Genomic DNA, 25454 nt, shown 5'->3' with positions numbered 1-25454 from the left:
CCCCAGCGATTATCGGGCGCTCTTACTCGGCGTCCGGCGTCGCCTTCTTGGCCGCCGTCTTCTTGGCGGTCGACTTCTTGGCTGCGGTCTTCTTCGCCGTCGTCTTCTTGGCCGCGGTCTTCTTCGCCGCCGTCTTCTTGGCCGCGGCCTTCTTGGCGGGGGCCTTCTTGGCCGCCGCCTTCTTCGTGGTCTTCTTGGCAGCCTTCTTGGCCGGGCCCCGAGCCCGACGATCGGCGAGCAACTCCATCGCGCGCTCCGGCGTGATCGACGCGACCTCGTCGCCCTTGCGCAGGCTGGCGTTGGTCTCGCCGTCGGTCACGTACGGTCCGAACCGACCGTCCTTGATGACCATCGGCTTGCCGCTGACCTCGTCGTCCTTGCCGAGCTCACGCAGCGGCGGCGCGGCGGCCTGACGACCGCGACGCTTGGGCTCCGAGTAGATCTTCAGCGCCTCGTCGAGGGTGATCTCGAAGAGCTGCTCCTCGGTGCCGAGGGACCGCGAGTCCGAGCCCTTCTTGAGATACGGGCCGTACCGGCCGTTCTGCGCGGTGATCTCGTCGCCCGACTCCGGGTCGACGCCGACGACACGCGGCAGCGACAGCAGCTTCAGCGCGTCCTCGAGGGTGACCGTGGAGATGTCCATCGTCTTGAACAGCGAGCCCGTGCGCGGCTTGGGACCGGCCTTCTTCGCCGCCTTCTTCGCGGTCTTCTTCGCCGCCGGCTTCGTCTTGGTGGCCGTGCCCCCGCCGGGCGAGTCGAGCGGGACGACGTCGCCGTCGGCGGTGTCCGAACCTCCGGTGCCGCCGCCCGACCCGCCGTCACGCGGCGTCGGGCCCGCGGGAATGGTTGCGGGCGTGTCCCCGTCGTCGTCATCGTCGTCCGACGGCAGGACCTCGGTCACGTACGGACCGAAACGTCCTTCCTTGGCGACGATCTCGTGACCGGTGGCGGGGTCCGTACCGAGCGAACGCCCCTCTTGCGGTGTCGCGAAGAGCTTTTCGGCGACCGCGAGGGTCAACTCGTCCGGGGTGATGTCGGCGGGCAGGTTGGCGCGCTGCAGATCCTCGTCCGCACCGTCCGCGGCGACATTGCGCTCGAGATACGGCCCGTAACGGCCGACCCGCACATAGATCGGGCGGCCCTCTTCGTCGTTGAACAGACGAATGGAGTTGACCTGCCGTGCGTCGATCTCCTCGAGATTGACACCGACGAGCTTCTTCAGACCACCGTATTGCGCGATTGCCGAATGGGCGGAACGGGTTTCACCGTCGGCACCGGAATGGTCGTCGCCGAAGTAGAACTCCGACAACCACTTCGTGCGGTTCTCGTTGCCCGTCGCGATCTGATCGAGGTCGTCTTCGAGGGTCGCGGTGAAGTCGTAGTCGACGAGGCTCTGGAAGTACGCCTCCAGCAGACCGACGACCGCGAATGCGATCCACGACGGCACCAGGGCGTTGCCCTTCTTGACCACGTACCCGCGGTCCTGGATGGTGCCGATGATCGACGCATACGTCGACGGTCGGCCGATCCCGAGTTCCTCGAGCACCTTCACCAGCGAAGCCTCGGTGAAGCGCGCGGGCGGGTTGGTGGAGTGACCGTCTGCGGTCAGGTCGGTGGCCGTCAGCGACTGCCCCTCGGTGAGCTGCGGCAACCGGTTCTCGGCGTCGTCGGCCTGGCCGCCGCTGAGCTCGTCGACCGTCTCCACGTAGGCCGACAGGAAGCCCGGGAAGGTGATCGTGCGACCTGACGCGGCGAAGGTGCAGCGCTCTCCGGAAGAGGCGGTACCGGCGATACGCAGGCTCAGCGTGGTGCCCTTGGCGTCGGCCATCTGCGACGCGACCGTCCGTTGCCAGATCAGTTCGTACAGGCGGAACTCATCGGCCTCGAGTTGTCCGGCGACCTGGCCGGGAGTCCGGAAGGTCTCACCGGCGGGTCGGATCGCCTCGTGTGCTTCCTGGGCGTTCTTGACCTTGCGGGTGTACTGGCGCGGCGTCGGGTGGACGAAGTTGTCGCCGTAGAGCTCGCGGGCCTGGGCGCGGGCGGCGTTGATCGCCGACTCGCTGAGGCTCGTCGAGTCGGTACGCATGTAGGTGATGAAGCCGTTCTCGTACAACCGCTGCGCGATCCGCATCGTGCGGTCGGAGGTGAACCGCAACTTGCGGCCGGCCTCCTGCTGCAGCGTCGAGGTCATGAACGGCGCGTACGGACGGCGCGTGTAGGGCTTCTCCTCGACCGAGGTGACGGTCATCCCCGCACCTCGCAGGCCGGTGGCCAGACTCTCGGCGCGGTCGGCGTCGAGCACGATGACGCCGTCGGACCTCTTCAGGACACCCGTCGACTCGAAGTCGCGTCCCGTGGCGACCCGGGCTTCGTCGACGTTGACCAGCCGCGCCTTGAAGGTCTGCGGATTGGAGCTGTCCGCACTCTCCGCGCTCGCGTCCATCGTCGCGGAGATGTCCCAGTACTCGGCCGACACGAACGCCATGCGCTCGCGCTCCCGCTCGACGATGATGCGCGTCGCCACCGACTGCACGCGGCCCGCCGACAGCTTCGGCATGACCTTCTTCCACAGCACCGGCGACACCTCGTAGCCGTAGAGGCGGTCGAGGATGCGTCGGGTCTCCTGCGCGTCGACGAGGTCGATGTCGAGGTCACGCGGGTTCTCGGCAGCGGCCCGGATGGCCGGCTCGGTGATCTCGTGGAACACCATGCGCTTGACGGGGATCTTCGGCTTGAGGGTCTCGAGGAGATGCCAGGCGATCGCCTCCCCCTCGCGGTCACCGTCGGTGGCGAGGTAGAGCTCGTCGACGTCCTTCATCAGCGATTTGAGTTCGCTGACGGTCGACTTCTTGTCGGGCGACACCACGTACAGCGGCTCGAAGTTCTCGTCGACGTTCACACCGAGACGTGCCCAGGACTGCCCCTTGTACTTGGCCGGCACGTCGGCGGCGCCGCGCGGGAGGTCGCGGATGTGCCCTCGGGAGGACTCCACCACATAGTTCGCCCCCAGGTACCCGGCGATCTTGCGGGCCTTGGTCGGGGACTCGACGATCACGAGGCGTCGAATACCCCTGTTCGAGCGGGATGCGGTGCTGGTCTCTGCCACCGGGGCGTCCTTCGGTTGACTGGGTGGAGAACGTTCCTGCGTGTCAGTTCAGGTGTGTTCGATGGGTTTGTACCTTATGTATAGCGCCGTTTGCACATCTGAATTCCGTCTCGGACCCGGCGAGGTGACCGATCCGACACCGTTCCGACCCGTTGTAGCAGCTCAACGGCTCGAATGCGGGATGACTAATGCTCGTCGACCGGAGGCCAGTCGGCGACGGCCTCGGCACAGGGCGGCACACCGACGTACTCGTGCAACCGGGACAGGCGCCGGTGGCCGGCGATCCGCAGGGCCGGGGAATGCCCGCGCGTACCGACGAGGGTGGGTGCGATGCCGACACGCATCAGCGCCGTGGCGAGTGCCGCGTGCGACTCCGGAGCGTGGGGATCCAATCCGAGCTGGTAGCGGCCGGCATCCGAGTGACCGGCGGCGATCACCCACAGGCGCAGGGCCCGGTAACTCGGAACCCAACCGGGGGGCATCGCCTTGACCGCTCCCGCGGACCAGGCCGCGTGCAGGGGATCGAGTTCATGGCAGGGCGCGGTCCGGGCCAGCGGGGTGCCCTCGTCCGAGACCGTCGACTCGGCTTCGAGGCCGGCCGCACGTATCTCGACGACGATCTGCTCTGCCCGCCAGCGGTCGGCGACCACGATCGAGACCCGCGTACCGGTTTCGGAGCGGACGGCCTGTCCGTGCGCCGCGAGCAGCCCCGCGAGGTCGGCGTACGCGGGCTGTTCGGTCTCCGCGGAGAAAAACGACAACTGGCCCACGATTCGAGACTAGTGCTGTGTCTCGGAAATAGGTGGGCGGTTCAGGTGGCGCGTTCGCGACGCGCGGAGCGCTGCGGAACGGGAGCCAGACAACAAACCGCTCCCGCCTCGACGAATCGAAACGGGAGCGGTGGTTTGCCCCGACTGCTTGGTGCAGTCACACGCGGGTCTTCTCAGACAGCGCGGACGCCGGTGGCCTGCGGCCCCTTGGTGCCCTGACCGACCTCGAACTCGACCCGCTGGTTCTCCTCGAGGGTGCGGAAACCGGATCCCTGGATCTCGGAATAGTGGACGAACACGTCGTCGGAACCCTCATCAGGCGCGATGAAGCCGAAGCCCTTTTCCGCGTTGAACCACTTCACAGTTCCCTGTGCCATTCTTGCAATCCTTTACATATCAACTGTCGCGACACGATGGGTCATCGTGTCGTGGCCGGTCGACCGCCATACCTCAAAGAGCCCCGCGAAGATCTGCATCGATCCGCCAAACTAACCTCAGTACCACGGCTGCAACATGCTTGTCGCCCACCGGGCGGTGGGTCGCGAAAGCTGCGGCCGGAACCAGTCAATCATGTTCGGCCCCCCAGCGATAGTCACACGAACCAAAGTGAGTCAAAACCTCGTCAAACTTCAGACCAACGACACCAGCCGGTAACATCGACGCAGGTCGGAGACCCGTCGCTGCAACACTATTTCGAAGAGTTCTCACCAGAAGATGCAGTACTCCACATTCGGGACAGGCCTGTTGGCCCGCACCCTCGCGGGGTCCGACGCCGACCCCTCCCCGCTCACCCACCTCTCGGTAATCCCATCGCGCTCACCATCTTTCGACGCCTGGCCGGAGTGGGTGCCGCAGCCCCTGATCGACGCCTACGCCGACAACGGCATCGAGAAGGTGTGGACTCACCAGGCGCGCGCGGCCGACGCCGCATTCCGCGGCAATCATGTGGCTATTTGCACCGGGACCGCATCGGGCAAATCGATGTCGTATCAAATGCCCATTCTCACTTCTTTTCTGAACGAAAAGAATGCGACCGCGTTATACCTCGCGCCGACAAAAGCTCTCGGGGCCGACCAGATCCGGGCGGTGTCCTCGATCATCGCCGGGCGACCGGAGTTCGGGCACCTCCAGCCGTGCGCATACGACGGCGACACCGACCCCGAGATCCGGCAGTGGGCGCGCGCCCATTCGCGCTGGATCTTCACCAACCCCGACATGCTGCACATCGGCATCCTGTCCCATCACCACCGATGGCGTCAGTTCTTCCGGCATCTGCGGTTCATCGTCGTCGACGAATGTCACCACTACCGAGGCGTGTTCGGGTCTCACACCGCCCTGGTGATGCGGCGTCTGCTGCGGATCGCGCGGGCCGCCGGTGCCGATCCGGTCGTCATCGGCGCGAGTGCGACGGTCGCCGAACCGGCCGAGGCGCTGGGCCGGTTGATCGGTGAACCGGCCGTCGCGGTGACCGAGGACGCATCTCCCCGCGGGGAGCGGACCGTCGCCCTCTGGGAGCCCGATTTCCTGCCGGTGGTCACCGGCGAGAACGGTGCACCCGTCCGACGCTCGGCCGGCGCTGAATCCGCCCGACTGCTGGCCGATTTCGTGGTGGAAGGTGCTCGTACACTGTGTTTCGCCCGGAGCCGGCGGGGCGTCGAACTGACCGCACTCAGCGCACGACACCTGTTGTCACAGAGCGCCCCCGAGCTCGAGTCCCGGATCGGCGCGTACCGGGCGGGATACCTGGCCGACGATCGGCGACGTCTGGAGAAGGCCATCTCCGACGGCGAACTGCTGGGCGTGGCCACCACCAATGCGCTCGAACTCGGCGTGGACATCAGCGGACTCGACGCCGTGATCGTCAGCGGGTACCCCGGAACGGTCGCCTCGTTCTGGCAGCAGGCCGGGCGCGCGGGACGCCAGCGCGAGTCCGGCGACTCACTCGTCGTGCTCGTCGCCCGCGACGACCCGCTCGACACCTACCTCGTGCATCATCCGGAGTCACTCCTCGGCAAACCCGTCGAGGCCACGGTCACCGACCCCGCCAACCCGTACATCCTCGGTCCGCACCTGCTGTGCGCCGCCATGGAGAAACCGCTGTCGGACAGCGAGATCGACGCCTGGAACGCCCGCGACGTGGCGCAGGACCTGGCCGCCGACGGCCTGCTGCGCAAACGTAAGTCCGGCTGGTACGTCACGGCCGGAACCGAACCCCACGCCGACGTCGACATCCGCGGCGGCATCGGCGGGCAGGTCCTGATCGTCGACACCACGACGTCGCAGCTGCTCGGTACCGTCGACACCGGCCGGGCCATGTCGACGGTGCACCCCGGCGCCGTCCACATTCACCAGGGCGAGACCTATCTCGTCGACGAGCTCGATCTCGACGACGGTCTCGCGCTGGCGCATCCGGAGGACCCGGACTGGACGACGTCGGCGCGGGAGACGACGGACATCAGCATCACCGCGACGCTCGCGAGCCGGCGATTCGGCCCGCTGACGGTCGCATTCGTGGAGGTCGACGTCACCCATCAGGTCGTCGGTTACCTGCGCACGTTGCGCACCGGAGAGGTGCTCGACGCCGTCGAGCTCGACATGCCCGAGCAGACCCTGAGCACCCGCGCCGTGATGTACACCCTCACACCGGAGGCACTCGCCGACGCCGGTGTCGACGAGACCCGGTTGCCCGGTTCGTTGCACGCCGCGGAACACGCGGCCATCGGCCTCCTCCCTCTGGTTGCGACCTGCGACAGGTGGGACATCGGTGGACTCTCGACCGACCTCCACCCGGACACCGGTCTGCCGACGGTCTTCGTCTACGACGGGTACATGGGCGGTGCCGGTTTCGCCGAACGCGGGCATTCGGCGTTCCTGACCTGGATCGACGCCACCCGAGACGCCGTGGCCAGCTGCGGTTGTGAGAGCGGTTGCCCATCCTGCGTCCAGAGTCCCAAATGCGGCAACGGTAACGATCCGCTCGACAAGAATGGCGCAGTAGCCGTCCTGGATCTTCTCCGTCGGGAATACTTGGCCCATGCATGACGAGGCATCCGACCGGGGGACCCACACGTATCGTCAGGTCACCCGACCCTCTCGTGCCTTCTTCCTGCTCGCCCGCCCGACGCAGAACACCGACCAGTTGCCGTCGTCCATCGGCGAGCGCGACGTGTTCTTCTCCGAAGACGAGGCGCTCGACGCCCTGGACCTCCACTACGCCTGGTGCGCGGCCCGTTCCGGAGGTTTCACCGATGTCGTGACCACGGCACAGTGGTATCTGCAGACGGCGATGGTCGGTCCGCGGGTCACCGCCTCCCTCGGTGAGGTCTATCTGGCGTCCACCGATGCCCACTCCGGTGAAACCTGGGCAGCAGCAGGCGGTTTCCTCACCGAGGGGGAACTCATCCACTGGTCGTCGTTCGTCCGGGCCGCCCGATCGTGGATTCCGCTGAACACCGGGACCGATGCGCTCGAACTCGCCTATCGAGGCGACACCGACGTGCACTTCCACCAATTGTGGTTCGCGCCCATGCAGTCCATCCGGGTGTACCCCAAGCGGATCTCCGTCGAATCCGACGGTCTCGGGTAGAGCCGCCTCCGGCACGTCAGTCCACCGGTCCCGCGCGCGCCTGGGCGGTGGCGTCGCTCGTCCCGAAGCTCCCGAGTGCCACCGGCACCCGAACCGTCACCACCACATCGTCTCCGGCGGTACGGCACTCCACGAGCTCGGCCCCCGAGCCCTGTCGGCGGCTCAGACCTCGTGCCGCCGCGCACGGATTCGGCTCACCCGCGGCATGATCGATCGCCGCGGCCAGAGCGGACAGATCGGCCGCCGACTGGGCGCGGTGGCGGGCGAGCACCGCTGCCCCGACATAGATCACCATGACGAGAACCGCAGCCAGCGCCGCGATCACGAATGCGCCCAACACCGTTGCGTGACCGCCGTCGTCGGCGATCAACCCACGACGGCGCGTCATGGCCCCACCCCCGGCGCGAACACCACCTGATCCACACCGGTCGGTTCCTTGGCCGCGACTGCCCTAGCCGACACCGTGAGACCCGGCAGCATCGCCACACCCGATCGGACCTCGACCACGACGACCCGATCGTCCGCATCCGAGATCGACACCCGCGCATCATCTCCGACGAGCCGTTGCGCGACCTCGCGCCCCGAAGCATCACCCGCAGCGGACAGGCGAGCCACCTCGCGCGCCGCATCGGTACAGCGGATCTGGGTGGTCACCGCGGCGACCGCACCCACGGCGATGAGCACCATCACGACGATCGCGGCGATCGCGTACGCGGCCTCGACCGTCACCATGCCTGATTCGTCGGCGAGCAGGCGTCGCAGCCACTTTCGGCGGTTCATCAACCGACCGAGGTGTTGAGCGCCTTTCCGATGATGCCCGTCAGGGCACTCACGATGTTGTCACCGGTGACGACGGATGTACGACTTGGACAGTTCCTAAACGGGAACGGCTCCGGCCCGGTGCTACCAACACCGATTCCAGAGCCTCGGAACAAACGGAACGGAACTCCGTCGTGAACCGTGTATCAAGCATATCCCTCGTCGCCGCTGTGGCGACATTCCTCCTGAGCTTCTACTTTGTCCCGCTCGGCGTGATGGCCGTGTGCATCGAGCTCGGGTGGCACGCATGACCGCGCCGACCACCGTCCCCGCCGAGACCCTGATCCGTCACGCCTGGGGCCTCTACGAACAAGACACCGAGTGCGACTACGCAGCCAACCTCCGCGAGGCGGTGTGGCGGCTCGAGGAAGCCGTCGACTACGGCCACGACGACGTCGAAGCACTTGCTCGCCGTGTCATCCAGGCGCTCTCCGTTGCGACCGGCGAAGAGGTCGGTGACATCCTGTCACCAACTCCATCCGTTGCCGCATGGTTGGAGTCAGACCAGTGAGCGCGTACAACGCCGGGGTGCGTGCCGCCCGCGAGGAACTCGCAGAACGCGCGGGCGCGTCGGGTGATGACAAACGGTGCGTCGCAGAGCAGATGCTGGCGACGATGACGCTGCGAGACGACGACGATTTCGAACGGGGCTACCGCGACGAGCTTGCCCACGTCCTAAACCGCTTGTGCAAGCACTGTGATCGAGTGTTCGCCGTCCCCAACTATTGGCGGACGTGCCCCGAGTGTCTGCCCATCGAGTACGCCGATGGGGAGGGATACACGCTTCTTGACGACCACCGCATATTCGAGATGGTCGACGGCTACTTCATTCACACGCTCATCGGGTCCGAGGGCGGCGAACTGCTCTACGTCGTTGATGGCGATGACAAGAATGCACCCTGCAAAGGCCTTCCAGTCCCGGACCACGAACGCCTCGGCAAACTCCCCGCCAAGTACACGATCAAGGTGTTGCGCGCGAAGTGTGGCCGTATGACCCGCTCGGGCAAGCCATGCCGCAACGGACCGTGGTGCAAAGTCCACCGCCAGTGAAGGGTCGGACCTGAAATCCAGACCCCCTTGCCGTTAGTCACATTGTGATCAAGGGCATCCGCGTCAACCACTGCTGTAACGCCCGTGGTTGCCCGACCTGGACTGGCGTAACGCTAGTGCAGGCCCACGGCTGTAACGGCCGTGCAGAGAACTCCACCTCGAAAGTGGGGAAATTCCCCACTTTCCCTCATGGGGGGTGAGTCTGACTCACACCCAATCAGCCCTGACGGTCACCACGTACTTCACGGCGATGGTTGCCGGGTTCGACTCCCGGCCAAGGGGCACGACGCACGCAACCACTCCGACTGCGTGTCCGGCGTTATCCGCAGAGCCCGCCGAAACCACCAGCCTGCTCCCCGTAGCCCAGTCGTACGCCGGGGACGTACGCCACCACTCGCGTCGTCGCGAAACGAGAGCCTGGTGCCACAGCGGTACCGCCTACCCTTCGGGTCAGGCGGCGACTGGACGTGGCCGGACGCGATAGGGGCATGGTTGTCGTGGGTCGAAGGGATGGGGTCAACGACACCGGCACCCGAAGGGTGTCAGTTCAACAGGGGTCCTCAAACCCGAGTACCCCTTGCCCAGCATCGACAGCGCACGTTCCATCGCGACCGGCGACGAGTCAAATTCCATTCTGAAAATGAGACGCCCGTGAGCTTGGCGAGCGAGACTGACAGCTACGCCCCCGACTTGCGGAACCGCGCCGAGTCGAACGTGACCACCGTGTCATCACCCGTAGACGCCGCCGGCCTCTTCTTCGCCGTAGCCTTCGCCGCCCGCAACCGGATGATCTCGGCCTTCACCCGCTCCAACTGACCATTCATATTGCCGCGCAGCTGAGGCATCTGCTCAAACGTCTCAGCCAACAGCCGATACCGAATCTCAGCCTCAGCAAGTTCGTCGCCCGCGGCCATAGCCGCGCTCAGCGTCGTGTACTTCTCAGCCATAACTCTCAGGCTCCCAATCAAATCGCGGATTGACATACGTCGGACGAACAGGCGACCCCGTAGGAGCACGGCCAGCCGACTTCTCTCGGTTGCACTGCCGACACACACCGACACAGTTGTCCAGAACGTCGGCCTCGACCTCCGACCACCCCATACGGCGAGCCTCATCAGACGAAACGATGTGATCCACCTGAAACGCCCGCGGATCAAGAGGCGGTGCGTCGTACTCGATCAGCCCATCAACGGCCTGGCAGTCCGCCGTGATCTGCAACGCACACGGCGCATCACCATCACGCCGACGAACCTCCGCACGCCGCCGATTCCGGACAGTGGTCGACGCAAACGGCATCAAACACCCTTTCAGAGCCGAGGGGGTGGGGGGGGTCACACACACGGAGACCTATGGCCAAGAGGGGCCGGATTCGTGGTGGTCGAGGGGACCCTGCCCCTGGGGTTGTTGTGGGTGCGCGACCGGGGCGCAGAGCCATCCTCGGGCCGGAACTGGCCCTCGTCGTGGGGTGGTCTTGCCGTGCTCTCATGTGGGTCACGGGTTGACGCCCTCGGTCGCGCGGTCTGTGTCGGCCCTTACTCGGGTGCGGTGACGGTGAACTTGCCGAGCCGATCAGGCTTGACCGCGTTGGCTCCGAAGCGCCAGGTGCAGCGGACGGCGATGCTGTCGGCGCCGAAGAACGCGTGTTCGCTGGTGGCGACCATGACGGGTCCGACGGCCGAGACGACGGCGGTCTGGTCGATGACGAGGCCGGTGTCTACGGGTGCGGCCGGGGTGACGATCACCGGCAAATCGAGCAGGAACCTCTGGGCGTCGGTCGCGCCGGTACCGAGCAGGCTGGTGTTGTAGTCCGCGCCGGTCTTGAACTTCCGCAGCGATGCCCACGCGGTGGGGCTGAGCACGATGTGGCTCGGTGTGCTGTCGTTCGTGGCGAGCAGCGCGAGGAGGTCGACCAGCCCATCCAGGTCTTCATCGACGGCGCCACCGTTGATGATGCCGGGAATGTGGAGCAGACCAGCAGGTGGTGTAACGGCGGGCGAAGTCGGTACGGGCTGGTCGAGGTACGCCTTGTTGCCGGCCTTGGTGACGGCGCGGGCAACGCTGGCGGACAGGAGTTCGTTGGCGTTGGGCTGAGCCCACTGTTCCCGGCTGAGCTTGATCAGCTGAGTGACCTTGCCGGTGGGCACAACCCGCTCAGACAGGCCGGGGTCTTCCTCGGTGATGTACTCGCCCTCGGCGGTGAAAGAGGCGTCGGCGTCGTCGACGTACTGGACGCGGACGAGTGGTGCGTCGCCCTCGATGTCACCGGCGACAGTCGAGGTGTTGAGGATCAGGGCGTCGGGTACGGCGTCGGTGGGTGCGACGGCGGTGATGTCTGGAGACCAGGCCGAGGCGCTGTCGTGGGTGGTTTGGATGGCCATGCTTGTCAGTCCTTACGGGTGTGGAACGCGGCGAGCCGCGCACCAGTGAGTGGATTCTCTCGGTGCGCGGCTCGCGTCGTCCGGTGCCCGCGTGGGCTGTGTGTCGTCGAACCTGGTGTCTCACCGCGGTTCTGCTGTCAGTGTACCTCTACTTGTTGAAGGCGTCCTTCCAAGCATTGTGTGACGAGTGTCCGGTGCCGGTCCCCTCGCGCGGTACGACGGGTCCACGCTTCTTCCGGGCTGCCTCCCCGATCTCGAGTCCGAGTTTCTCCTTGGCGGCATGGGCGGCGGCGGCCACCTTACCGGGGTCGACCTGGCCGTCGTCGTCGAGAAGATCGGCGAGAGTGGTGTCGGATGCCCAGAGCGCCGTGGGCTTGCCGATTACGTCGGCCGCGAGGCGTTCGACCTCTGCGCGCTGCATCGTCTCGATACGGCCGGCGAGAGTGTCGCGTTCGGCTTCGGTCTCGCGGAGCTGCACCCGGTACCGCGCTTCCCGTTTGCTCTGTGGCTCAGGGGTTTCGCTGTTGTACTCGTCTTGTACTTCACCGTCCTGATTCTGGTCCGGTGTCGTCGAATCGGTGGTGCTGTCCTCCGACTGGGGAGTTTCCCCGGTCGCCGTCGCATCGGTGGTTTCGTTGTTGTCAGTCAGGTTGTCGGACATGGTGTTTCCTTTCGGGCATGTGGTTTCTGTCTGTTCAGTTTTTCAAGGGATACCGGTTCCCTTGACAGGTCCGCAGGTGTTCCATCTGGAACAGATGCGTCGAGGACGACCGCGGCGGCGTACCAGCGTGGTCCGCGCCAGCAGCGAACGGTGGTCACCGGTTGAGCTTCCACTCCGGCGTGCAGTTCTCGGAGTAGTTGCCGAGCCATTGCGGGGGCGCGGCGAGGTCGCCGTCGCGGCGCGATTGCTCCCGGCAGGTGCGTGTGTTCCAGGGCTCCCCGCGCCGTTCCACCCGCTCTTTGGTCGCACTGAGCCACGCGACGTGAGCGTTCAGAATTTCGATCATCTCGGTCTGTCGGGCGTGGGCGGCGTCGAGGTGCTCGATCGTCCCGTCCCACGGCCGACCCGTGTACAGCTCACAGTTCCGGCTCAGTTTGTCGAGAGTCTCGCGGTCCATTCTCAGTTCTCCCTGCACGTGAGGTGATGGCCGACAGCGAGGTCGTCGGCGAAGGTCATCGGTGATTGACAGATCGGGCACTGGATAGGACCGGATAAATCCGTGACACCCGTGACAGCAGTGACAACCGGGCGCTGTGTCACGCTTGTCACGGATGACTCGGATTTCTGGGTGCCTACCGGGGGCAGATACCGCTCCCAGGCGTCGGCGAGATCAGAAGCGAGATACCCGCGGTGACGATCTTCACCTTCACGCCACTGCGCTGGTTTGATCCCGTACTTGCCGAGTCGAGTCGACAGTCCTCGTGCGTCGATCGGGTCACCGCGTCGAATCGTTGCCCACGGCGACTCGTCGAGATCGTTCAAGGCGGTCAGGATGTTCTCCGTGGACACCCTGGTCTCCTTGCCGAAGATGCTCCGAATGTCGCGCAGCAGCATCACACCCAAGCTCGGGGTGCGGTCCTTAGAAGCCGTGACTAGCGTGACAGCCGAGACACGAGCCCGCTCCGGCCAGTCACCGCCGGCAAGGTCTGCGACCTCAAGTAGGGCCTCCCACACGTCAGCGTCACGGTCTTCGACACCCTCGGGCATCTCGGGCCACAACTCCCCAGCCTGCGCCGCGACGCTTGTTGTCCACCCGTAGATCTCGGCGGCTAACTCGGCGGCTTCGGGGCCGTTGATGCGCAGCCGCCACGGTTCTACCCGTTCGCCGGGGGCGCGGCGGCGCATTCGAACCACAACCGACCTCGTCATGATCGTGTCGGGAAGGTCGTCGAGACCAGCGAGCGCGACCGCGCAGTACGCCTCAAGTTCTTCGGTCTCGACGTTCTTTCCTCGGATGACGCAGCGGCCAGCGGTGGCGCCCTTGCGATGGCCGGCGTTCAGCATGCCTCTTATGTCCTCGTTATCCTTGGCCCTCGGCCCGAAGACGGTGTCGATTTCGTCGTAGAGGATGGTCGGCGGTCCGGCCTCGTCGGCAACCTTGCGGAAAAGGTACGCGGGGGTTGTGTTGACCGCGTGAACCGGCCGCGGCACCAAGGGCTCGGTGACCTCGAGAGCACGCGACTTCCCCGACCCCGGCTCAGGCGACAGAAAAGCGATCCGAGGTGTCGACTCCCACGCCGGCATCATCCACGTGTGAACGATCCACAACACGTGTGCTACCCGAGCGGCCTCGGACGGGTAGCACACGAACCGCGCCAGGAACTTCTCGATCTTCTGGAGAACAAGGTCACCACCGCTCGGCCGGTCAGGATTCTCCGCACGTGCGATGCGGTCGGCTTCGGCCAGTTCGCGTGCGAACTCGTCGGCGTGCGCCTGGTCGAGTTCGGACCGTCGTGCTCGCTGTTCGGCGCGACGCTTGTCTCGCAGCAGCTTCTGTCCCGCGGTAAGTGTCGAATCGGGAACCTTGCCCATGCCTCGGCGGTCGTCGTACAGATCGTTGAGGGTGAGACCGACCGCAGCGAGTACGTCGGCAGTGTCGTCGCTGTGACAGTGGACGAGTGCCTTGTCGTCGCCGCGGGTGATGGAAACGGAGCGGTCGGCCGGCGAGTGACCCGGAGCTTGGGCGGTCGCCTTGTCTCCCCGTTCGTCGACCGTGAGACCTTGGACCCGGAATGCGTCGATGACGCGCTCGAATGCTGCTGTGTCAGTCATCGTCGCCCGCCTTCCCTCGGCAGACAGGACCACGATGCAGCGCAACGGATTTGGGGGCAACGAGCCATGAGCCGCACCGTGTGCATTGGACGGCTGGCCGGTACCCAAGTTCAGCGGCGGCCGACACGACTGCTACCTCGTACCGCTCTTCGGGCGTCAGAGGTTCGCTATGATGATGGAAGTCGCGCACCCACCCGACTGCTTCACTAGAGCCCCCGGTGACCGCCGGGGGTTCCTTCTTGTCTGGCATCAGACATCGTCCCCGATTGCGCTGGGCGAGGTGTCCGCAAGCCCTAGGTCTGCATGACCCGCTTGAGGCCGTCCAGGATTCACCCTAAGTAGCGCGGCGATGCGCTCGCGTTGTCCGTCTGAGAGCGGTGGAGCCTCAGCGAGCACCTTCGCAACATGCTCGGCGAGCCGTTCGGCTTTGAGGGTCTGACGAGCCGAGACCAGGTCGGGATCGTCACGAGTTCGTGTGCGGGACAGAGCCGCAACGCGTGCACGGTCTTGGGTCCAAGACATAGAAAGTGCCTCCAGGGCATGCGAATTAACGCTGCCCGCTGAGGCACTTATGCAGTTCGGTTAACCCTGCCGAACTTCGGGAGAGGCAACCTTAACCACCTCTGCTTGCGAGACTAGCAGCTATCTGAGTAAGCGAGAGTTCGGACACGCCAGAATCCAGCCACCGATCAAGTACGTCGAACAAGGACTCACGGCGCGCTGGAACCGGTCGGTCCTTGCATTTGCGACATCTGAGGTCGAATCGATCTCGAATATCTCTGTTGTCGATCGCTGGATCTAACGCCCAACCTGGTTGCGGGAGAGTATCTCCGACCAAGGTCTGGCCGGTTCCCGCAGTTTGCGCCGCTCGCGATGTTGGGCGCTCGTGCCAGGTGCCGTCGATCTTGTCAAAATTGGTCACGGGCACGACCCGCGGCGAATGCCTGGCTGAATCGCAGAACACACGGATCGAGGACTGGTTCATCTCTTCCACTCCACGCTGACTCTCTCACTGACGTGGAAATCACGCCGTTTCGCTCCGGCTCCTACTGGTAGCACTGTGACTCTCATCAGCGCGTCGATAATCTTGCCGCGCACGTCTGCCGTCAGTTCTGACCATCGCTCCGCAACGTCGGGCGCGAGGGCAAGGTCGGCAACCGGGGATTGTTGTCGAGCAGCGGCCAACTCGGCGTCAACCGCGTCCAGCTTCACCTGCAGATCCGCGCTGCCCCGTTTCAGCTGCGAGCCGTCGATGGTCCCGGCCGCGAATAGCGCGGCGAGTTCGTCCTTGCGAGCCTGTATGCCTTCGCGGGTACGAGCGAGTTGAACCGGGTCGCAATCTGGTTCCGCTGCGAACATGACGGCGGCGTCAGGGCGTGAAAGTCGACCGACGACGAGGGCGCTCACGAACTCGTCGAGCGGGTCTTGTTTCTGGGACAGGTGCAGTTGCTCAGCGCAACGGTAGTCACGGCCCCCACCATGCGCCTTGATGGTTTTCATCGGTGCGTCACACTTCCCGCAACGATAGATCCCGGCGCCCTGGTGCTTCTTCTCGTACGAGGTTGCGGTGCGTCTCGTCGGGTCGGAGACGACGGCGCGAATCGCGTGCAAGGTGTCCTCGTCGAAGATTGCCGGCCACAGAGCGGGGCCGACGACTCTCCCCTGTTGCTCGACCAGGCCGGCGTTCCGTCCGCGGGTGAGAACCTTCCGCAGTGCCGTCACGGTCCATTTCGAGCCGCGGGCGGTGGTGAAGCCCTCTGAGTTCCACCGTCGCGTTACTGCCATCAGTGAACCACCGGACAGAAGATGGTCGGCTGCTTCGCGGAGTCTCGCCGCCTCTGTCTCGTCTAGCTGTAGCCCACCGTCCTGATAGCCGAATGGCCGTGGCCCGCCGCGGAATTTGCCTTCCCGGGCCTGTTGGTCTTTGGCGGACCTGAGGCGTTCAGCGGAGCGTTCGACCTCGTACCGGGCGATGCTCGCAAACATTGTGGCGGAGAGACGACCGCTGGGCGTCGATAGATCCACTTCGCCGGCCTTGCAGGTGCGGATCTCGATGCCGCGGTCGTCGCAGATCTCAACGAGCTCGGACAGGTCGGGGATGGATCGGTAAAGCCTGTCGGTGTGCCAGGCGATCAGGGCGCCCACTCTCCCGTCCCGAAGCAGGTCCAACATTCGTTGGTACTCGGGTCTGGGTCGGCGCCCGTAGGCTGAGACGTCGTTGTCGACGAACACGTCTCCCACGGTCCAGCCCAGGGACTCTGCCAGTCGTTCGCAATCGGCTCGTTGTCGATCCACGCCTGCTCGTAGGCCGGTTCGGTCCTGTGAGATGCGGCAGTAGATGACTGCGATTCGCTCCGGCATGATGACAGTCTATCTTGACTTTCCGTCACGACCGTGTAGAGGATCGCCCCGAACGCCGCCGCGGCGATGGTGCCGATCGCATACTCCGCCGTGGACATGCCTTCCTCGTCGGCCATCAGGCGCGTCATGTGCGCGCCGAGACGTCCGATCACATCCCTTCGATCGTGCGGCGCGGCGGCCTGGGTGGCGTCATGGGTCCGGAACATGGTGCGTGACATGGTCTCTCCTGGGAGTCGATGGAACCGAGTGAACGGTGTTGCACGTACTTGGACGCAGCGCGTCGCCGTTCGGATCCCTCGGATTTGCCGCCCCTGCCCTTCCGGCGCAAACCCCGACGATTCCCGGCTAAGAGGTCGACCACACCCCGAGTTCGTTCCCGCTCGGATCCGTGAAGTGGAACCTACGACCACCGGGAAAAGCGTAGGGGCCGTTCACGATCTCGCCACCCGCCGCGCGCACCCGCTCCACTGAGGCGTCGAGATCGTCGGAGTAGAGCAGCACAAGGGGACCACCGCGTACGGCCGCGACCTCGCTCGTCGCGAGACCCCCGACCTCGGGCAGGTCCGGGCCGCCCGGATTCGCGATTCCCGCGTATGCGGGACCGTAGTCGTTGAACTGCCAGCCGAACGCAGCTGCGTAGAACGCCTGCGCCGCGGCCGAGTCGGTGACGGTGAGTTCGATGTAGTCGATGGCATGGTGTCGGTGCCCGGAGTCGGTCATGGAGAACATTCTGCGTCGTCGCACCGACAGATACGTCAGATCGAACCCAGAACCGACGAGGCGAGCCCGACGACGACCGGGACGATCCCGAGACAGATGAACGCGGGCAGGAAGCACAGTCCGAGCGGGCCGCTGATCGCGACACCGGCCCGTTCGGCGGCGGCGAGTGCGTCGTCGTGCGCCCGGCGTCGAACATCATCGGCGAGTTCGGCGAGACCGCCCGCCAGCGACGAGCCGGCCCGCGCCGACCGGCGCGCCATCGCGGCGAGTGCATCGAGATGGTCGTCGGACGTCTCGCCGTCCGGTCCGTCGAGCAGGGCCGACCATGCCGCGTCCGGATCGGCGCCCAGCTGCAGCAGGTCGGCGACGTGAGCGAGGGGCGCCGCCATCGACGCCGGCGCGCGTTCGGCGACCACCGAGGCCGCGGTCCCCACCGGCAGACCGGCGCGTAGGCACACCGCGAACAGATCGAAGGCCGCCGCGACCGCGAACGGGTCGTCGGCGGTGGGACCGGCACCGAGCCACCGCGGCGTGCGATCGGGCGGCGGCGGATCGGTCACCCGATAGAGCAGCCAGCGCGGCGCGGGCCAGATCCACAGCGCGGCCGCGAGCAGCACCGCCGAACACGCCGTGCCGGTGAGGCCGCCGGCGATCATCGTGCCAGCACCTTGCCGGTGATGCGCTCGGACCAGCCGATCCCCGCGGCGACCAGAGCGCACCCGACCACCAGCAGGATCCCACCCAGGCCACCGCCGAGGAGGACCTGGATCGGACCCGCACCGGTCGCCTGACCCAGGGCGATCCCGAGCAATGGCAGACCGGCGAGGACCGCCGCCGTCGCCCGCGGTCCGGACAGTCCGGCTCGCGTCCGATCCGCGAAGCCACGCCGCGCCTGAAGATCCGAACGCACTGCACCGAGCAGGTCGACCATCGGCAGGCCGCGGTCCTCGGCGATCTGCCAGGCCACGCCGATACGACGCCAGGACGCCTCGCCCGAGACCCTGCCCGCCAGGCCGGCCCCGGACACCGGGTCGATCACCGACCCGCCCAGGGCGGCCCGGAACGCCATCGACTCCAACCCGTTCGCGATCTCCGCTCCGGTGGCCGGGTCATGGGGCTCGCGACGACGGAGTTCGGCGACCGCGACCTCGCAGGCCCGGACCGGTGGCGCGCCCACCGACAGTTCGGCGATCATCAGCGACAGCCCCAGGAGCAAGTCATCCGACTGGCGGACGAGGCGCTTCTCGGCCGACCGCCGCCGACGTACCCACAGCACGACGGTCACAACGATCGCGGCAGCGACGGCGGCCGCCAGTCCGCCGATCAGGAGCGCCCCGAACGGGACCGTCATCGGGATCAGCACGGCCGGTGCCGATCTCCGGGCGGGGCGGGGTTGTCCGGACACCGTATGGAGTCGGTGTCTCGCTCGCGGCGCGGCCGACAGCTGCAGCGCGACGCCCACGGCTCCCACGACCAGCGCGACGGCGACCGGCGTGGACATCATCGTCGGTCCCCCGACACCGGCCCACGCCCGGCGACCAACCGGTCGAAGTGATCGCGCTCCGCCGTGAATCCGCTGTTCCGCAACCAGATCGGCACGATGGTCACGCGTCCGGCGTCGTCGCGCCGGACGACCCCGACCTCGGCGAGTCCGCGGGTCCCGCCCGCGTTGCGCGCCACGCCGAGCACCACCTGCAGTGCGGCACCCAGCTGACTGTGGAGAGCGTCGCGGGCCATGCCTCCGAGGGCGGCGAGGGCCTCCATCCGCGCCGGCACCTCCGACGTCGAGTTCGCGTGGACCGTGCCGGCACTCCCGTCGTGCCCGGTGTTCAGCGCGGTGAGGAGGTCGATGACCTCACCGCCGCGAACCTCTCCGACGATGATCCGGTCGGGTCTCATCCGAAGTGCCTGACGGACCAGGGTCCGCACCGGCACCTCGCCCACGCCTTCGACATTCGACGCGCGCGCGACCAACCTCACCACCTGCGGATGGCGCGGGGCCAGTTCGAGCGCATCTTCGACGCAGACGACCCGCTCACGCGGATCCATCGCTCCGATCAATGCGTTGAGCAGGGTCGTCTTGCCGGTCCCGGTACCGCCGATCACCAAAAATGCCAGGCGGTTCCGAAGGATGTCCCCGATGATCGGCACCACCTCGGACGGGATCGCGCCGCTCTCGACGAGGCTCGGCAGATCCTTGGATGCCGAACGCAGGACCCGCAAGGAGATACATGTACCGTCCGCGGCAAGCGGCGGGATGATCGCGTGCAGCCGCACGGTGTATCCGCGCCGACCGACGTTCGACAGCTGCCCGTCGACCCAGGGCTGGGCGTCGTCGAGCCGCCGCCCGGCGCCCAGGGCCAGCCGACCCGCGAGGCGGCGTACCGACGCCTCGTCCGGGAAGCGGATCGTCGTCTGCTCGAGTCCGGATCCGCGGTCGACCCAGACTTCGTCGGGACCGGCGACCAGGATGTCGGCGATGTCGGGTTCGGCGAGGAGTTGCTCGAGCTTGCCCGCTCCGGTCAGCTCGGTCTGCAGGAAGCGGAGGGCGGCGAGCAGGTCGGTGTCACCCAGCACTCCCCCGGCCTCGGCGCGGATCGCGTCGGCGATGACGGCCGGACTCGGGTCGGCCGCGTCGGCGGCCAGTCGCGAGCGAACCCGGTCCAACAGCGCCTCGTCGGCCGGTCCGTCGATTCGCGCCTGGGTCACGACGCACGCTGGCGGCGCTCGGCGACCCTGGCGTGCACGGTGTGCGCCGCGCGTCCGAGCGGACTGCGAGGCCGCAACCGCAACGGACCACCCTCCAGCCGCCCCGCGAGACGGGGCTCCGGCCGATAGGCGGCGAGCAGTGGGAGTCCGATGGCATCGGCGACCTGTTGCGGACGCAACCCGCCGGGCGACGGGCCGCGCACCACCAGCTCGACGGCCACCTCGTCACCGACGACACGGTCGACGATGCGTCGAGCCGCGGCGCATCCGCCGACGGTGGGCGTGGTCACCACCACCACGACATCGGAGGACGCGATCGCGGCGCGCACCACCGGCGCGTCGGACCGGGGCAGGTCGAGCACGACGAGATCACCATGGGTGTGCCCCGCGTCGATCACCGCGGTGACCGCCTCGACACTCAACCCGGCGCTCGGCCGGCGTTGTGAGGTCAACACCGCCAGGCCCTCGCCCGCGCTCGGCAGCGCCTGGTGGAGCGCCGTACCGCCGACGACGCCGCCATCGAGCGAGAGATCCTGCCACCGCAGCCCGCGGCGGCGCTCGATGCCCAGCAGGAGATCGGCTCCGGCGCCCATGTCGTCGAGGTCGAGCAGCAGCGTGGGCGACTCGGCACCTGCCGACGTCAGCGCAACCGCCGCGGCCAGGGTCGACGCCCCGGCACCACCGTGAGCACCGATGAGCGCCACGACACCCGCGGGTCGGCGTCTGGGCACCCGGCACTCCGTCAGCACCCGGACGAGGCGTCCTTCGTCGGCCGGGAGCGTCGATGCGTCTTCGATACCCAGTTCCATCGCCATCCGCCAGACGTGTGCTCCCGGTTCGGCCGCACTCACCAGTACGAGACCGGGTCGCCGAGGTGGGCGCACCCGGTCGAGAACAGCGATCGCGGACGGGTCGGCCGCGACGGCCCGGGCGGTCAGCCATTCGCGACGGCAATCGTCCGCCGGCGCGTTGAGGACGTGGTATCCGGCTGCGGCGGCGCAGCGAGCGACGTCGTCGTGGAGGTCGGGATCTACGAGAACCAGGAGTTCATCGGGCATGCAGCCGATCATGCGGCAGGTGCGGCATTCCGACGCTTGGGATCGCGGGCGGTTGGGGACGGCGACGAAGGCTGTGGACAGACTCTCGCGACCGGCGGGGTCTCGGGATACAAAAGACCCCAGACAGAGGACAACCCCGGCCAGGGGGAGGAGGCCGGGGTCGTCACGTTTCAGCCCCGGGGGTCGGGCTGAAACGCACCGGTATGAGAACCGGGTACCGATGACTATACACACGGTTTTGGTTTATTTGCAAGCACAACAATCCCATTCACTAATGTCCGTTCTACTGCCGAGTAACCAGGTGGTCGAATGCGACGCCCGTTCCGGGCGCATATTCGGGAATCGCGATTCAGCCTCGCGAATCGCGCAACGTCTTTGCAACGTTCCCGCTCGAGGCCGCCGAACCCCCTAACCGGACACCCACCGCCCCCGAACCGCCGGCGGATTCCGTCGAAGATGCTGCGTCACAGAGTGTTTCGTCGCCATCCGCAAGTTGCTCAATATTCCGGCGCCGAACGCTTGATGTGATCGGCGTCACGGTGTAGAACAGTGGTTACGGAATCTCGGAAGGCCAAGTTCGATCCGGAAGAGAAGGAACGGACCCCCACGCCGAGCACTTCCCAGCACGGGCGGCAAGCACCCACGCGGAGCACGCCGCATATGGCAAAAGTGTTGTGCGCCTGCGACATCACAGTCAGGACGACCGACCGCCACCACTCGATGCGCCACCGCCTTCCTCTCGTGAGGCGCCAGGCCCGAGAGGAATGGCCCACAGCTGGCAGCACGTGGACGGTCAGTAATCCCGACTCGCGATCAATCGCCGAGGCGGTGACCACAACCCACCAAGCACGCTTGGTAACTTGAGTCCGTGCTACGCGGGCGGCAACCGCGTCGTTTACGACGCCGGCGGCCGCCCGCAGTGCTGTCCGGGCCGCGTTCGAGACCGCGCGAGACTAACCCGACCGGGCCGCGTCCGCGATCGACTTCGCCTCGGCCGCACCGGATTCCAGGGCCTCGCAGCAGAAGATGATCCAGTCCCGCAGGCCCGACTCGGTACCAGCCCCGAAGTTCGTCGCCAACGTGCGATACTCGCCGACCCGCTTGAACCAGGTCACCTCCGGCACGCCGAGGCAGTGCGGGTCCAGCCCGGTCGCGGCGCCGACGAGCCGAGACGCGGCACGAGCGACGACACCGTTGGCAGCGGGGAAGGCGTCCACTGCCAGCAGCTCGCCGTGCACCACCGCCACGAGCACCGGCGCCGGGACCGAGGTGGCGCCGGTTGTCAACTGCCCCAACAAGTTGAGACGTTCGGCGACATCCGTCCCACTCCGGGGCCGCCCGAGATCTTCCGGGTCGTCGACGAGGTCCGCGGCGGCGAGGGTGTGCAACCTCGCCAGCGCCTGCGCGGGAGCCCGGCGGATCACCGAGGTGAGTGTGACCAGCGAATCGCCGTCGAGGGCCTGCGACACCCGCATCGCGCCGGCCAAAATCGGGTCGTCGAAGTCGCCATCGCGTCGGAGCTCGACACTTCCGCCGTCGATCGCGGCCGAGGACCGGCCCGCCCGCCACGACGCCTCGGTGGCGGTCTTGTCCCATCCTCGCAGGTTGGCGGGGTGCCGGTGCACTGCGGAGAGGGCATCCCGTGCTCGATCGGCGGCGGCGGCGACGCCGGGCAGCTCCAGCAGGGGCAACAGTGGGTCGGTGGTCACGAACCGACGATAGTTGCGGCCGCGGACCGCTCACCAGGTCGCCCTCGGTTCGGTCGATCAGGGCTACGGATTCGGACACCCACGGTGTCAGCCGAATGGGCGCCGATGATCCATTGTTAGTCACCGTTTCAGATAATGCGCACCTGTAATTGTTCACGGTGTTCGTCAGTTGACTGACTGAAACGCATCGCTCCCGACGTCGGCGCGGTCCAGAGGGCATCCCGACCGCTCGTCGCCGCTTACCCGCCGTTCGTCGCCAATCGGCCGCGCTCACATACCGGACGGTTCCAGCCTGGACCGCGACGTGACTACGCTCACACTGATTGCCCGTTCTGACGCCAGGTCACCCTACTGTTGAGTGACCGCCGTCGACAGCGAAAGGCCCTTGTCACCGATGTCCTCCACCGTCCAGGCATTTCCTCCCTCCGACGAGTTCGCCGCCCAGGCCAACGGCACCGCCGAGATGTATGACCATGCCGATGCCGACCGCCTCGAGTTCTGGGCCGAGCAGGCCCGGCGGCTGGACTGGGCCACCGAGTTCACCACCACCCTCGACTGGTCCGACGCCCCGTTCGCCAAGTGGTTCGTCGGAGGCAAGCTCAACGTCGCGGTCAACTGCGTGGATCGGCACGTCGCCGCAGGCAAGGGCGACCGCGTCGCCATCCACTGGGTCGGTGAACCCGGCGACACCCGCGACCTCACCTACAGCCAGCTGCTCGCCGAGGTCAGCAAGGCCGCCAACTACTTCTCGTCCATCGGGCTGGTCGCCGGGGATCGCGTCGCCATCTACATGCCGATGGTCCCCGAGGCCCTGATCTCGATGCTCGCCTGCGCCCGCCTCGGCCTCACCCACTCCGTGGTCTTCGCCGGCTTCTCCTCCGGAGCGCTGCGCTCCCGCGTCGACGACGCCGAGGCCAAGCTCGTCATCACCACCGACGGACAGTACCGCCGTGGCCAGCCGGCGCCGTTGAAGACCCAGGTCGACGAGGCGCTCGGCACCGGCGACGACGCCGCGGAATCCGTCGAGAAGGTCCTCGTCGTGCGTCGTACCAACCACGACCCCGACCTGAACTGGGTCGAAGGCCGCGACGTGTGGTGGGAAGACACCGTCGACGAACAGTCGGACACCCACGACGCCGAGGCCTTCGATGCCGAACACCCACTCTTCCTGCTCTACACCTCGGGCACCACCGGCAAGCCCAAGGGCATCGTCCACTCCTCCGGCGGCTACCTCACCCAGGTCAGCTACACGTTCCACTACGTCTTCGACCACAAAGAAGGCCGCGATGTCTTCTGGTGTGGCGCCGACATCGGCTGGGTGACCGGCCACTCCTACCTCGTCTACGGTCCGCTCTCCAACGGCGCGACCGAGGTCGTCTACGAGGGAACCCCCAACTCCCCCAACGAACACCGCCACTTCGAGATCATCCAGAAATACGGCGTCACCATCTACTACATCGCGCCGACCCTGATCCGCACCTTCATGAAGTGGGGACGGGAGATCCCCGACGCCCACGACCTGTCCAGCATCCGGCTGCTCGGCAGCGTCGGCGAACCGATCAACCCCGAGGCCTGGAAGTGGTACCGCGAGGTCATCGGCGGCAACTCCGCACCCATCGTCGACACCTGGTGGCAGACCGAGACCGGCGCCATCATGATCTCGCCGCTTCCCGGCGTGACCGCGACCAAGCCGGGATCGGCGATGAAGCCCCTGCCCGGCATCAGCGCCAACATCGTCGACGACCAGGGCAACCCGGTCGGCGCCGGTGAGCAGGGCTACCTCGTGCTCGACCAGCCGTGGCCGTCGATGCTGCGAGGGATCTGGGGCGACGACGAGCGCTTCCGCGACACGTACTGGTCACGGTTCGCCGAGCAGGGCTGGTACTTCGCCGGCGACGGCGCCCGCTACGACGAGGACCACGCACTCTGGGTCCTCGGACGCGTCGACGACGTCATGAACGTCTCCGGCCACCGCATCTCCACCGCCGAGGTCGAGTCCGCGCTCGTCGGGCACTCCGGTGTCGCCGAAGCCGCGGTCATCGGCGCCGCCGACGAGACCACCGGCCAGGGCATCGTCGCCTTCGTCATCCTGCGCGAGGGCGTGGAGAACACCGGGGACCAGCTGATCGCCGAACTGCGCCAGCAGGTGTCGGTGGAGATCTCGCCGATCGCCAAACCCCGCGAGATCAACGTCGTGCCCGAACTGCCCAAGACACGCTCGGGCAAGATCATGCGCCGTCTGCTCAAGGACGTCGCCGAAGGCCGCGAACTCGGCGACACCTCCACCCTCGTCGACCCCTCGGTCTTCGAAGCGATCCGCGCGAAGAAGGCCTGAGGCCGTTCGAGTTCTCCACGGCCTGCCGACCTGAGGTCGGCAGGCCCTGCCCGTCTTCGCGCCACTCCATTCGACGGGTG

23 protein-coding genes and 3 pseudogenes are annotated in these 25454 nt (G+C 66.7%); 5 read left to right on the top strand and 21 right to left on the bottom strand.

Going from position 1 to position 25454, the window contains the following annotated elements; translation table 11 throughout:
* Nucleotides 1-22: 22 nt before the first annotated feature.
* From topA to MVF96_RS02755, 3 genes are all read right to left on the bottom strand, one after another.
* Nucleotides 23-3106: a type I DNA topoisomerase gene (gene topA / locus MVF96_RS02765; RefSeq protein WP_247451129.1), complete on the bottom strand. Its 3084-nt coding sequence runs from the start codon at nucleotides 3104-3106 to the stop codon at nucleotides 23-25.
* Nucleotides 3107-3291: 185 nt separating this feature from the next.
* Nucleotides 3292-3876, bottom strand: a complete 585-nt coding sequence (locus MVF96_RS02760) for a hypothetical protein (protein WP_247451127.1) — start codon at nucleotides 3874-3876, stop codon at nucleotides 3292-3294.
* 173 nt (nucleotides 3877-4049) lie between these two features.
* Nucleotides 4050-4253, bottom strand: coding sequence for a cold-shock protein (locus MVF96_RS02755; RefSeq protein WP_004022110.1), 204 nt, complete (start codon nucleotides 4251-4253; stop codon nucleotides 4050-4052).
* A 337-nt stretch (nucleotides 4254-4590) separates the two neighbouring features.
* On the opposite strand from MVF96_RS02755, the gene MVF96_RS02750 reads away from it, so the two are divergent.
* Both MVF96_RS02750 and MVF96_RS02745 read left to right on the top strand, forming a co-directional pair.
* Nucleotides 4591-6918: a DEAD/DEAH box helicase gene (locus tag MVF96_RS02750; RefSeq protein WP_068970205.1), complete on the top strand. Its 2328-nt coding sequence runs from the start codon at nucleotides 4591-4593 to the stop codon at nucleotides 6916-6918.
* Nucleotides 6911-7462: a hypothetical protein gene (locus MVF96_RS02745; RefSeq protein WP_065630533.1), complete on the top strand. Its 552-nt coding sequence runs from the start codon at nucleotides 6911-6913 to the stop codon at nucleotides 7460-7462. Before MVF96_RS02750 ends, MVF96_RS02745 begins: the two co-directional genes overlap by 8 nt.
* Before the next feature lie 16 nt (nucleotides 7463-7478).
* Here MVF96_RS02745 and MVF96_RS02740 read toward each other — a convergent pair whose 3' ends face one another.
* The 3 genes and pseudogenes from MVF96_RS02740 to MVF96_RS02730 form a co-directional block, all read right to left on the bottom strand.
* Nucleotides 7479-7850, bottom strand: coding sequence for an Rv3654c family TadE-like protein (locus tag MVF96_RS02740; RefSeq protein ID WP_247451125.1), 372 nt, complete (start codon nucleotides 7848-7850; stop codon nucleotides 7479-7481).
* Nucleotides 7847-8242, bottom strand: coding sequence for a TadE family type IV pilus minor pilin (locus tag MVF96_RS02735; protein ID WP_247451123.1), 396 nt, complete (start codon nucleotides 8240-8242; stop codon nucleotides 7847-7849). The genes MVF96_RS02740 and MVF96_RS02735 overlap by 4 nt, the downstream gene beginning before the upstream one ends.
* Nucleotides 8242-8319, bottom strand: a pseudogene (locus MVF96_RS02730) (DUF4244 domain-containing protein); the annotation flags it as partial. The gene MVF96_RS02735 and the pseudogene MVF96_RS02730, both read right to left, overlap by 1 nt.
* Nucleotides 8320-8528: 209 nt before the next feature.
* Here MVF96_RS02730 and MVF96_RS02725 point away from each other — a divergent pair.
* Together MVF96_RS02725 and MVF96_RS02720 are read left to right on the top strand one after the other, a co-directional pair.
* A complete protein-coding gene (locus MVF96_RS02725; RefSeq protein ID WP_247451121.1) occupies nucleotides 8529-8792 on the top strand; it encodes a hypothetical protein in 264 nt (87 codons plus the stop codon).
* The gene (locus MVF96_RS02720) at nucleotides 8789-9331 is read left to right on the top strand and encodes a hypothetical protein (RefSeq protein ID WP_247451119.1); all 543 of its coding nucleotides are present in this window, start codon (nucleotides 8789-8791) and stop codon (nucleotides 9329-9331) included. Before MVF96_RS02725 ends, MVF96_RS02720 begins: the two co-directional genes overlap by 4 nt.
* A gap of 677 nt (nucleotides 9332-10008) precedes the next feature.
* On the opposite strand, the gene MVF96_RS02715 is transcribed toward MVF96_RS02720, so the two are convergent.
* From MVF96_RS02715 to MVF96_RS02650, 15 genes and pseudogenes are all read right to left on the bottom strand, one after another.
* Nucleotides 10009-10278 carry a hypothetical protein gene (locus tag MVF96_RS02715; RefSeq protein ID WP_247451118.1) on the bottom strand — a complete coding sequence of 90 codons (270 nt, stop codon included), beginning with the start codon at nucleotides 10276-10278 and terminating at the stop codon, nucleotides 10009-10011.
* Nucleotides 10271-10627 carry an HNH endonuclease signature motif containing protein gene (locus tag MVF96_RS24620; protein WP_418930415.1) on the bottom strand — a complete coding sequence of 119 codons (357 nt, stop codon included), beginning with the start codon at nucleotides 10625-10627 and terminating at the stop codon, nucleotides 10271-10273. Before MVF96_RS24620 ends, MVF96_RS02715 begins: the two co-directional genes overlap by 8 nt.
* A 236-nt stretch (nucleotides 10628-10863) precedes the next feature.
* Entirely contained in the window at nucleotides 10864-11709 is an 846-nt protein-coding gene (locus MVF96_RS02710) for a phage major capsid protein (protein ID WP_247451116.1), read from the bottom strand.
* Nucleotides 11710-11857: 148 nt separating this feature from the next.
* Nucleotides 11858-12370 (bottom strand): hypothetical protein, encoded by a 513-nt coding sequence (locus MVF96_RS02705; RefSeq protein WP_247451114.1) that lies wholly within the window; start codon nucleotides 12368-12370, stop codon nucleotides 11858-11860.
* Between the two features lie 154 nt (nucleotides 12371-12524).
* The gene (locus MVF96_RS02700) at nucleotides 12525-12827 is read right to left on the bottom strand and encodes a hypothetical protein (protein ID WP_247451112.1); all 303 of its coding nucleotides are present in this window, start codon (nucleotides 12825-12827) and stop codon (nucleotides 12525-12527) included.
* Between the two features lie 95 nt (nucleotides 12828-12922).
* Nucleotides 12923-14116 (bottom strand): annotated as a pseudogene (locus MVF96_RS02695) (DUF3631 domain-containing protein); the annotation flags it as partial.
* Between the two features lie 358 nt (nucleotides 14117-14474).
* The gene (locus MVF96_RS02690) at nucleotides 14475-14732 is read right to left on the bottom strand and encodes a DUF6011 domain-containing protein (RefSeq protein ID WP_247451108.1); all 258 of its coding nucleotides are present in this window, start codon (nucleotides 14730-14732) and stop codon (nucleotides 14475-14477) included.
* Nucleotides 14733-15463: 731 nt separating this feature from the next.
* Entirely contained in the window at nucleotides 15464-16843 is a 1380-nt protein-coding gene (locus MVF96_RS02685; RefSeq protein ID WP_247451106.1) for a recombinase family protein, read from the bottom strand.
* 23 nt (nucleotides 16844-16866) lie between these two features.
* Nucleotides 16867-17049: pseudogene (locus MVF96_RS02680) on the bottom strand (DUF4244 domain-containing protein); the annotation flags it as partial.
* Between the two features lie 139 nt (nucleotides 17050-17188).
* Nucleotides 17189-17563 carry a VOC family protein gene (locus MVF96_RS02675; RefSeq protein ID WP_065630549.1) on the bottom strand — a complete coding sequence of 125 codons (375 nt, stop codon included), beginning with the start codon at nucleotides 17561-17563 and terminating at the stop codon, nucleotides 17189-17191.
* 35 nt (nucleotides 17564-17598) lie between these two features.
* Nucleotides 17599-18219: a type II secretion system F family protein gene (locus tag MVF96_RS02670; protein WP_211538702.1), complete on the bottom strand. Its 621-nt coding sequence runs from the start codon at nucleotides 18217-18219 to the stop codon at nucleotides 17599-17601.
* On the bottom strand, nucleotides 18216-19067 hold the full coding sequence (locus MVF96_RS02665; RefSeq protein ID WP_171011525.1) for a type II secretion system F family protein: 852 nt from the start codon (nucleotides 19065-19067) through the stop codon (nucleotides 18216-18218). The genes MVF96_RS02670 and MVF96_RS02665 overlap by 4 nt, the downstream gene beginning before the upstream one ends.
* A complete protein-coding gene (locus tag MVF96_RS02660) occupies nucleotides 19064-20272 on the bottom strand; it encodes a TadA family conjugal transfer-associated ATPase (protein ID WP_078111775.1) in 1209 nt (402 codons plus the stop codon). Before MVF96_RS02660 ends, MVF96_RS02665 begins: the two co-directional genes overlap by 4 nt.
* Nucleotides 20269-21330 (bottom strand): septum site-determining protein Ssd, encoded by a 1062-nt coding sequence (ssd, locus tag MVF96_RS02655; protein WP_247451104.1) that lies wholly within the window; start codon nucleotides 21328-21330, stop codon nucleotides 20269-20271. The genes MVF96_RS02660 and ssd overlap by 4 nt, the downstream gene beginning before the upstream one ends.
* 953 nt (nucleotides 21331-22283) lie before the next feature.
* Nucleotides 22284-23039 carry an oxidoreductase gene (locus MVF96_RS02650; protein WP_137808646.1) on the bottom strand — a complete coding sequence of 252 codons (756 nt, stop codon included), beginning with the start codon at nucleotides 23037-23039 and terminating at the stop codon, nucleotides 22284-22286.
* Nucleotides 23040-23433: 394 nt separating this feature from the next.
* Between MVF96_RS02650 and acs the strand changes: the two genes are divergently transcribed.
* The gene (acs, locus tag MVF96_RS02645; protein ID WP_065630685.1) at nucleotides 23434-25374 is read left to right on the top strand and encodes an acetate--CoA ligase; all 1941 of its coding nucleotides are present in this window, start codon (nucleotides 23434-23436) and stop codon (nucleotides 25372-25374) included.
* The last annotated feature ends 80 nt before the right edge of the window (nucleotides 25375-25454 follow it).

This window comes from Gordonia hongkongensis (assembly GCF_023078355.1).
Taxonomy (GTDB): Bacteria; Actinomycetota; Actinomycetes; order Mycobacteriales; family Mycobacteriaceae; genus Gordonia; species Gordonia hongkongensis.
This window is presented reverse-complemented; position numbering and strand designations above follow the sequence as displayed.

What these genes read in the sequence shown, in the direction of transcription:
- MVF96_RS02665 (WP_171011525.1), bottom strand. Translation starts at nt 19,067, where the DNA reads ATGATGTCCACGCCGGTCGCCGTCGCGCTGGTCGTGGGAGCCGTGGGC.
- MVF96_RS02745 (WP_065630533.1), top strand. Translation starts at nt 6,911, where the DNA reads ATGCATGACGAGGCATCCGACCGGGGGACCCACACGTATCGTCAGGTC.
- MVF96_RS02750 (WP_068970205.1), top strand. Translation starts at nt 4,591, where the DNA reads ATGCAGTACTCCACATTCGGGACAGGCCTGTTGGCCCGCACCCTCGCG.
- MVF96_RS02740 (WP_247451125.1), bottom strand. Translation starts at nt 7,850, where the DNA reads ATGACGCGCCGTCGTGGGTTGATCGCCGACGACGGCGGTCACGCAACG.
- MVF96_RS02685 (WP_247451106.1), bottom strand. Translation starts at nt 16,843, where the DNA reads ATGCCGGAGCGAATCGCAGTCATCTACTGCCGCATCTCACAGGACCGA.
- ssd (WP_247451104.1), bottom strand. Translation starts at nt 21,330, where the DNA reads ATGCCCGATGAACTCCTGGTTCTCGTAGATCCCGACCTCCACGACGAC.
- MVF96_RS02725 (WP_247451121.1), top strand. Translation starts at nt 8,529, where the DNA reads ATGACCGCGCCGACCACCGTCCCCGCCGAGACCCTGATCCGTCACGCC.
- MVF96_RS24620 (WP_418930415.1), bottom strand. Translation starts at nt 10,627, where the DNA reads ATGCCGTTTGCGTCGACCACTGTCCGGAATCGGCGGCGTGCGGAGGTT.
- acs (WP_065630685.1), top strand. Translation starts at nt 23,434, where the DNA reads ATGTCCTCCACCGTCCAGGCATTTCCTCCCTCCGACGAGTTCGCCGCC.
- MVF96_RS02710 (WP_247451116.1), bottom strand. Translation starts at nt 11,709, where the DNA reads ATGGCCATCCAAACCACCCACGACAGCGCCTCGGCCTGGTCTCCAGAC.
- MVF96_RS02700 (WP_247451112.1), bottom strand. Translation starts at nt 12,827, where the DNA reads ATGGACCGCGAGACTCTCGACAAACTGAGCCGGAACTGTGAGCTGTAC.
- MVF96_RS02755 (WP_004022110.1), bottom strand. Translation starts at nt 4,253, where the DNA reads ATGGCACAGGGAACTGTGAAGTGGTTCAACGCGGAAAAGGGCTTCGGC.
- MVF96_RS02705 (WP_247451114.1), bottom strand. Translation starts at nt 12,370, where the DNA reads ATGTCCGACAACCTGACTGACAACAACGAAACCACCGATGCGACGGCG.
- MVF96_RS02735 (WP_247451123.1), bottom strand. Translation starts at nt 8,242, where the DNA reads ATGAACCGCCGAAAGTGGCTGCGACGCCTGCTCGCCGACGAATCAGGC.
- MVF96_RS02690 (WP_247451108.1), bottom strand. Translation starts at nt 14,732, where the DNA reads ATGCCAGACAAGAAGGAACCCCCGGCGGTCACCGGGGGCTCTAGTGAA.
- MVF96_RS02675 (WP_065630549.1), bottom strand. Translation starts at nt 17,563, where the DNA reads ATGACCGACTCCGGGCACCGACACCATGCCATCGACTACATCGAACTC.
- MVF96_RS02670 (WP_211538702.1), bottom strand. Translation starts at nt 18,219, where the DNA reads ATGATCGCCGGCGGCCTCACCGGCACGGCGTGTTCGGCGGTGCTGCTC.
- MVF96_RS02715 (WP_247451118.1), bottom strand. Translation starts at nt 10,278, where the DNA reads ATGGCTGAGAAGTACACGACGCTGAGCGCGGCTATGGCCGCGGGCGAC.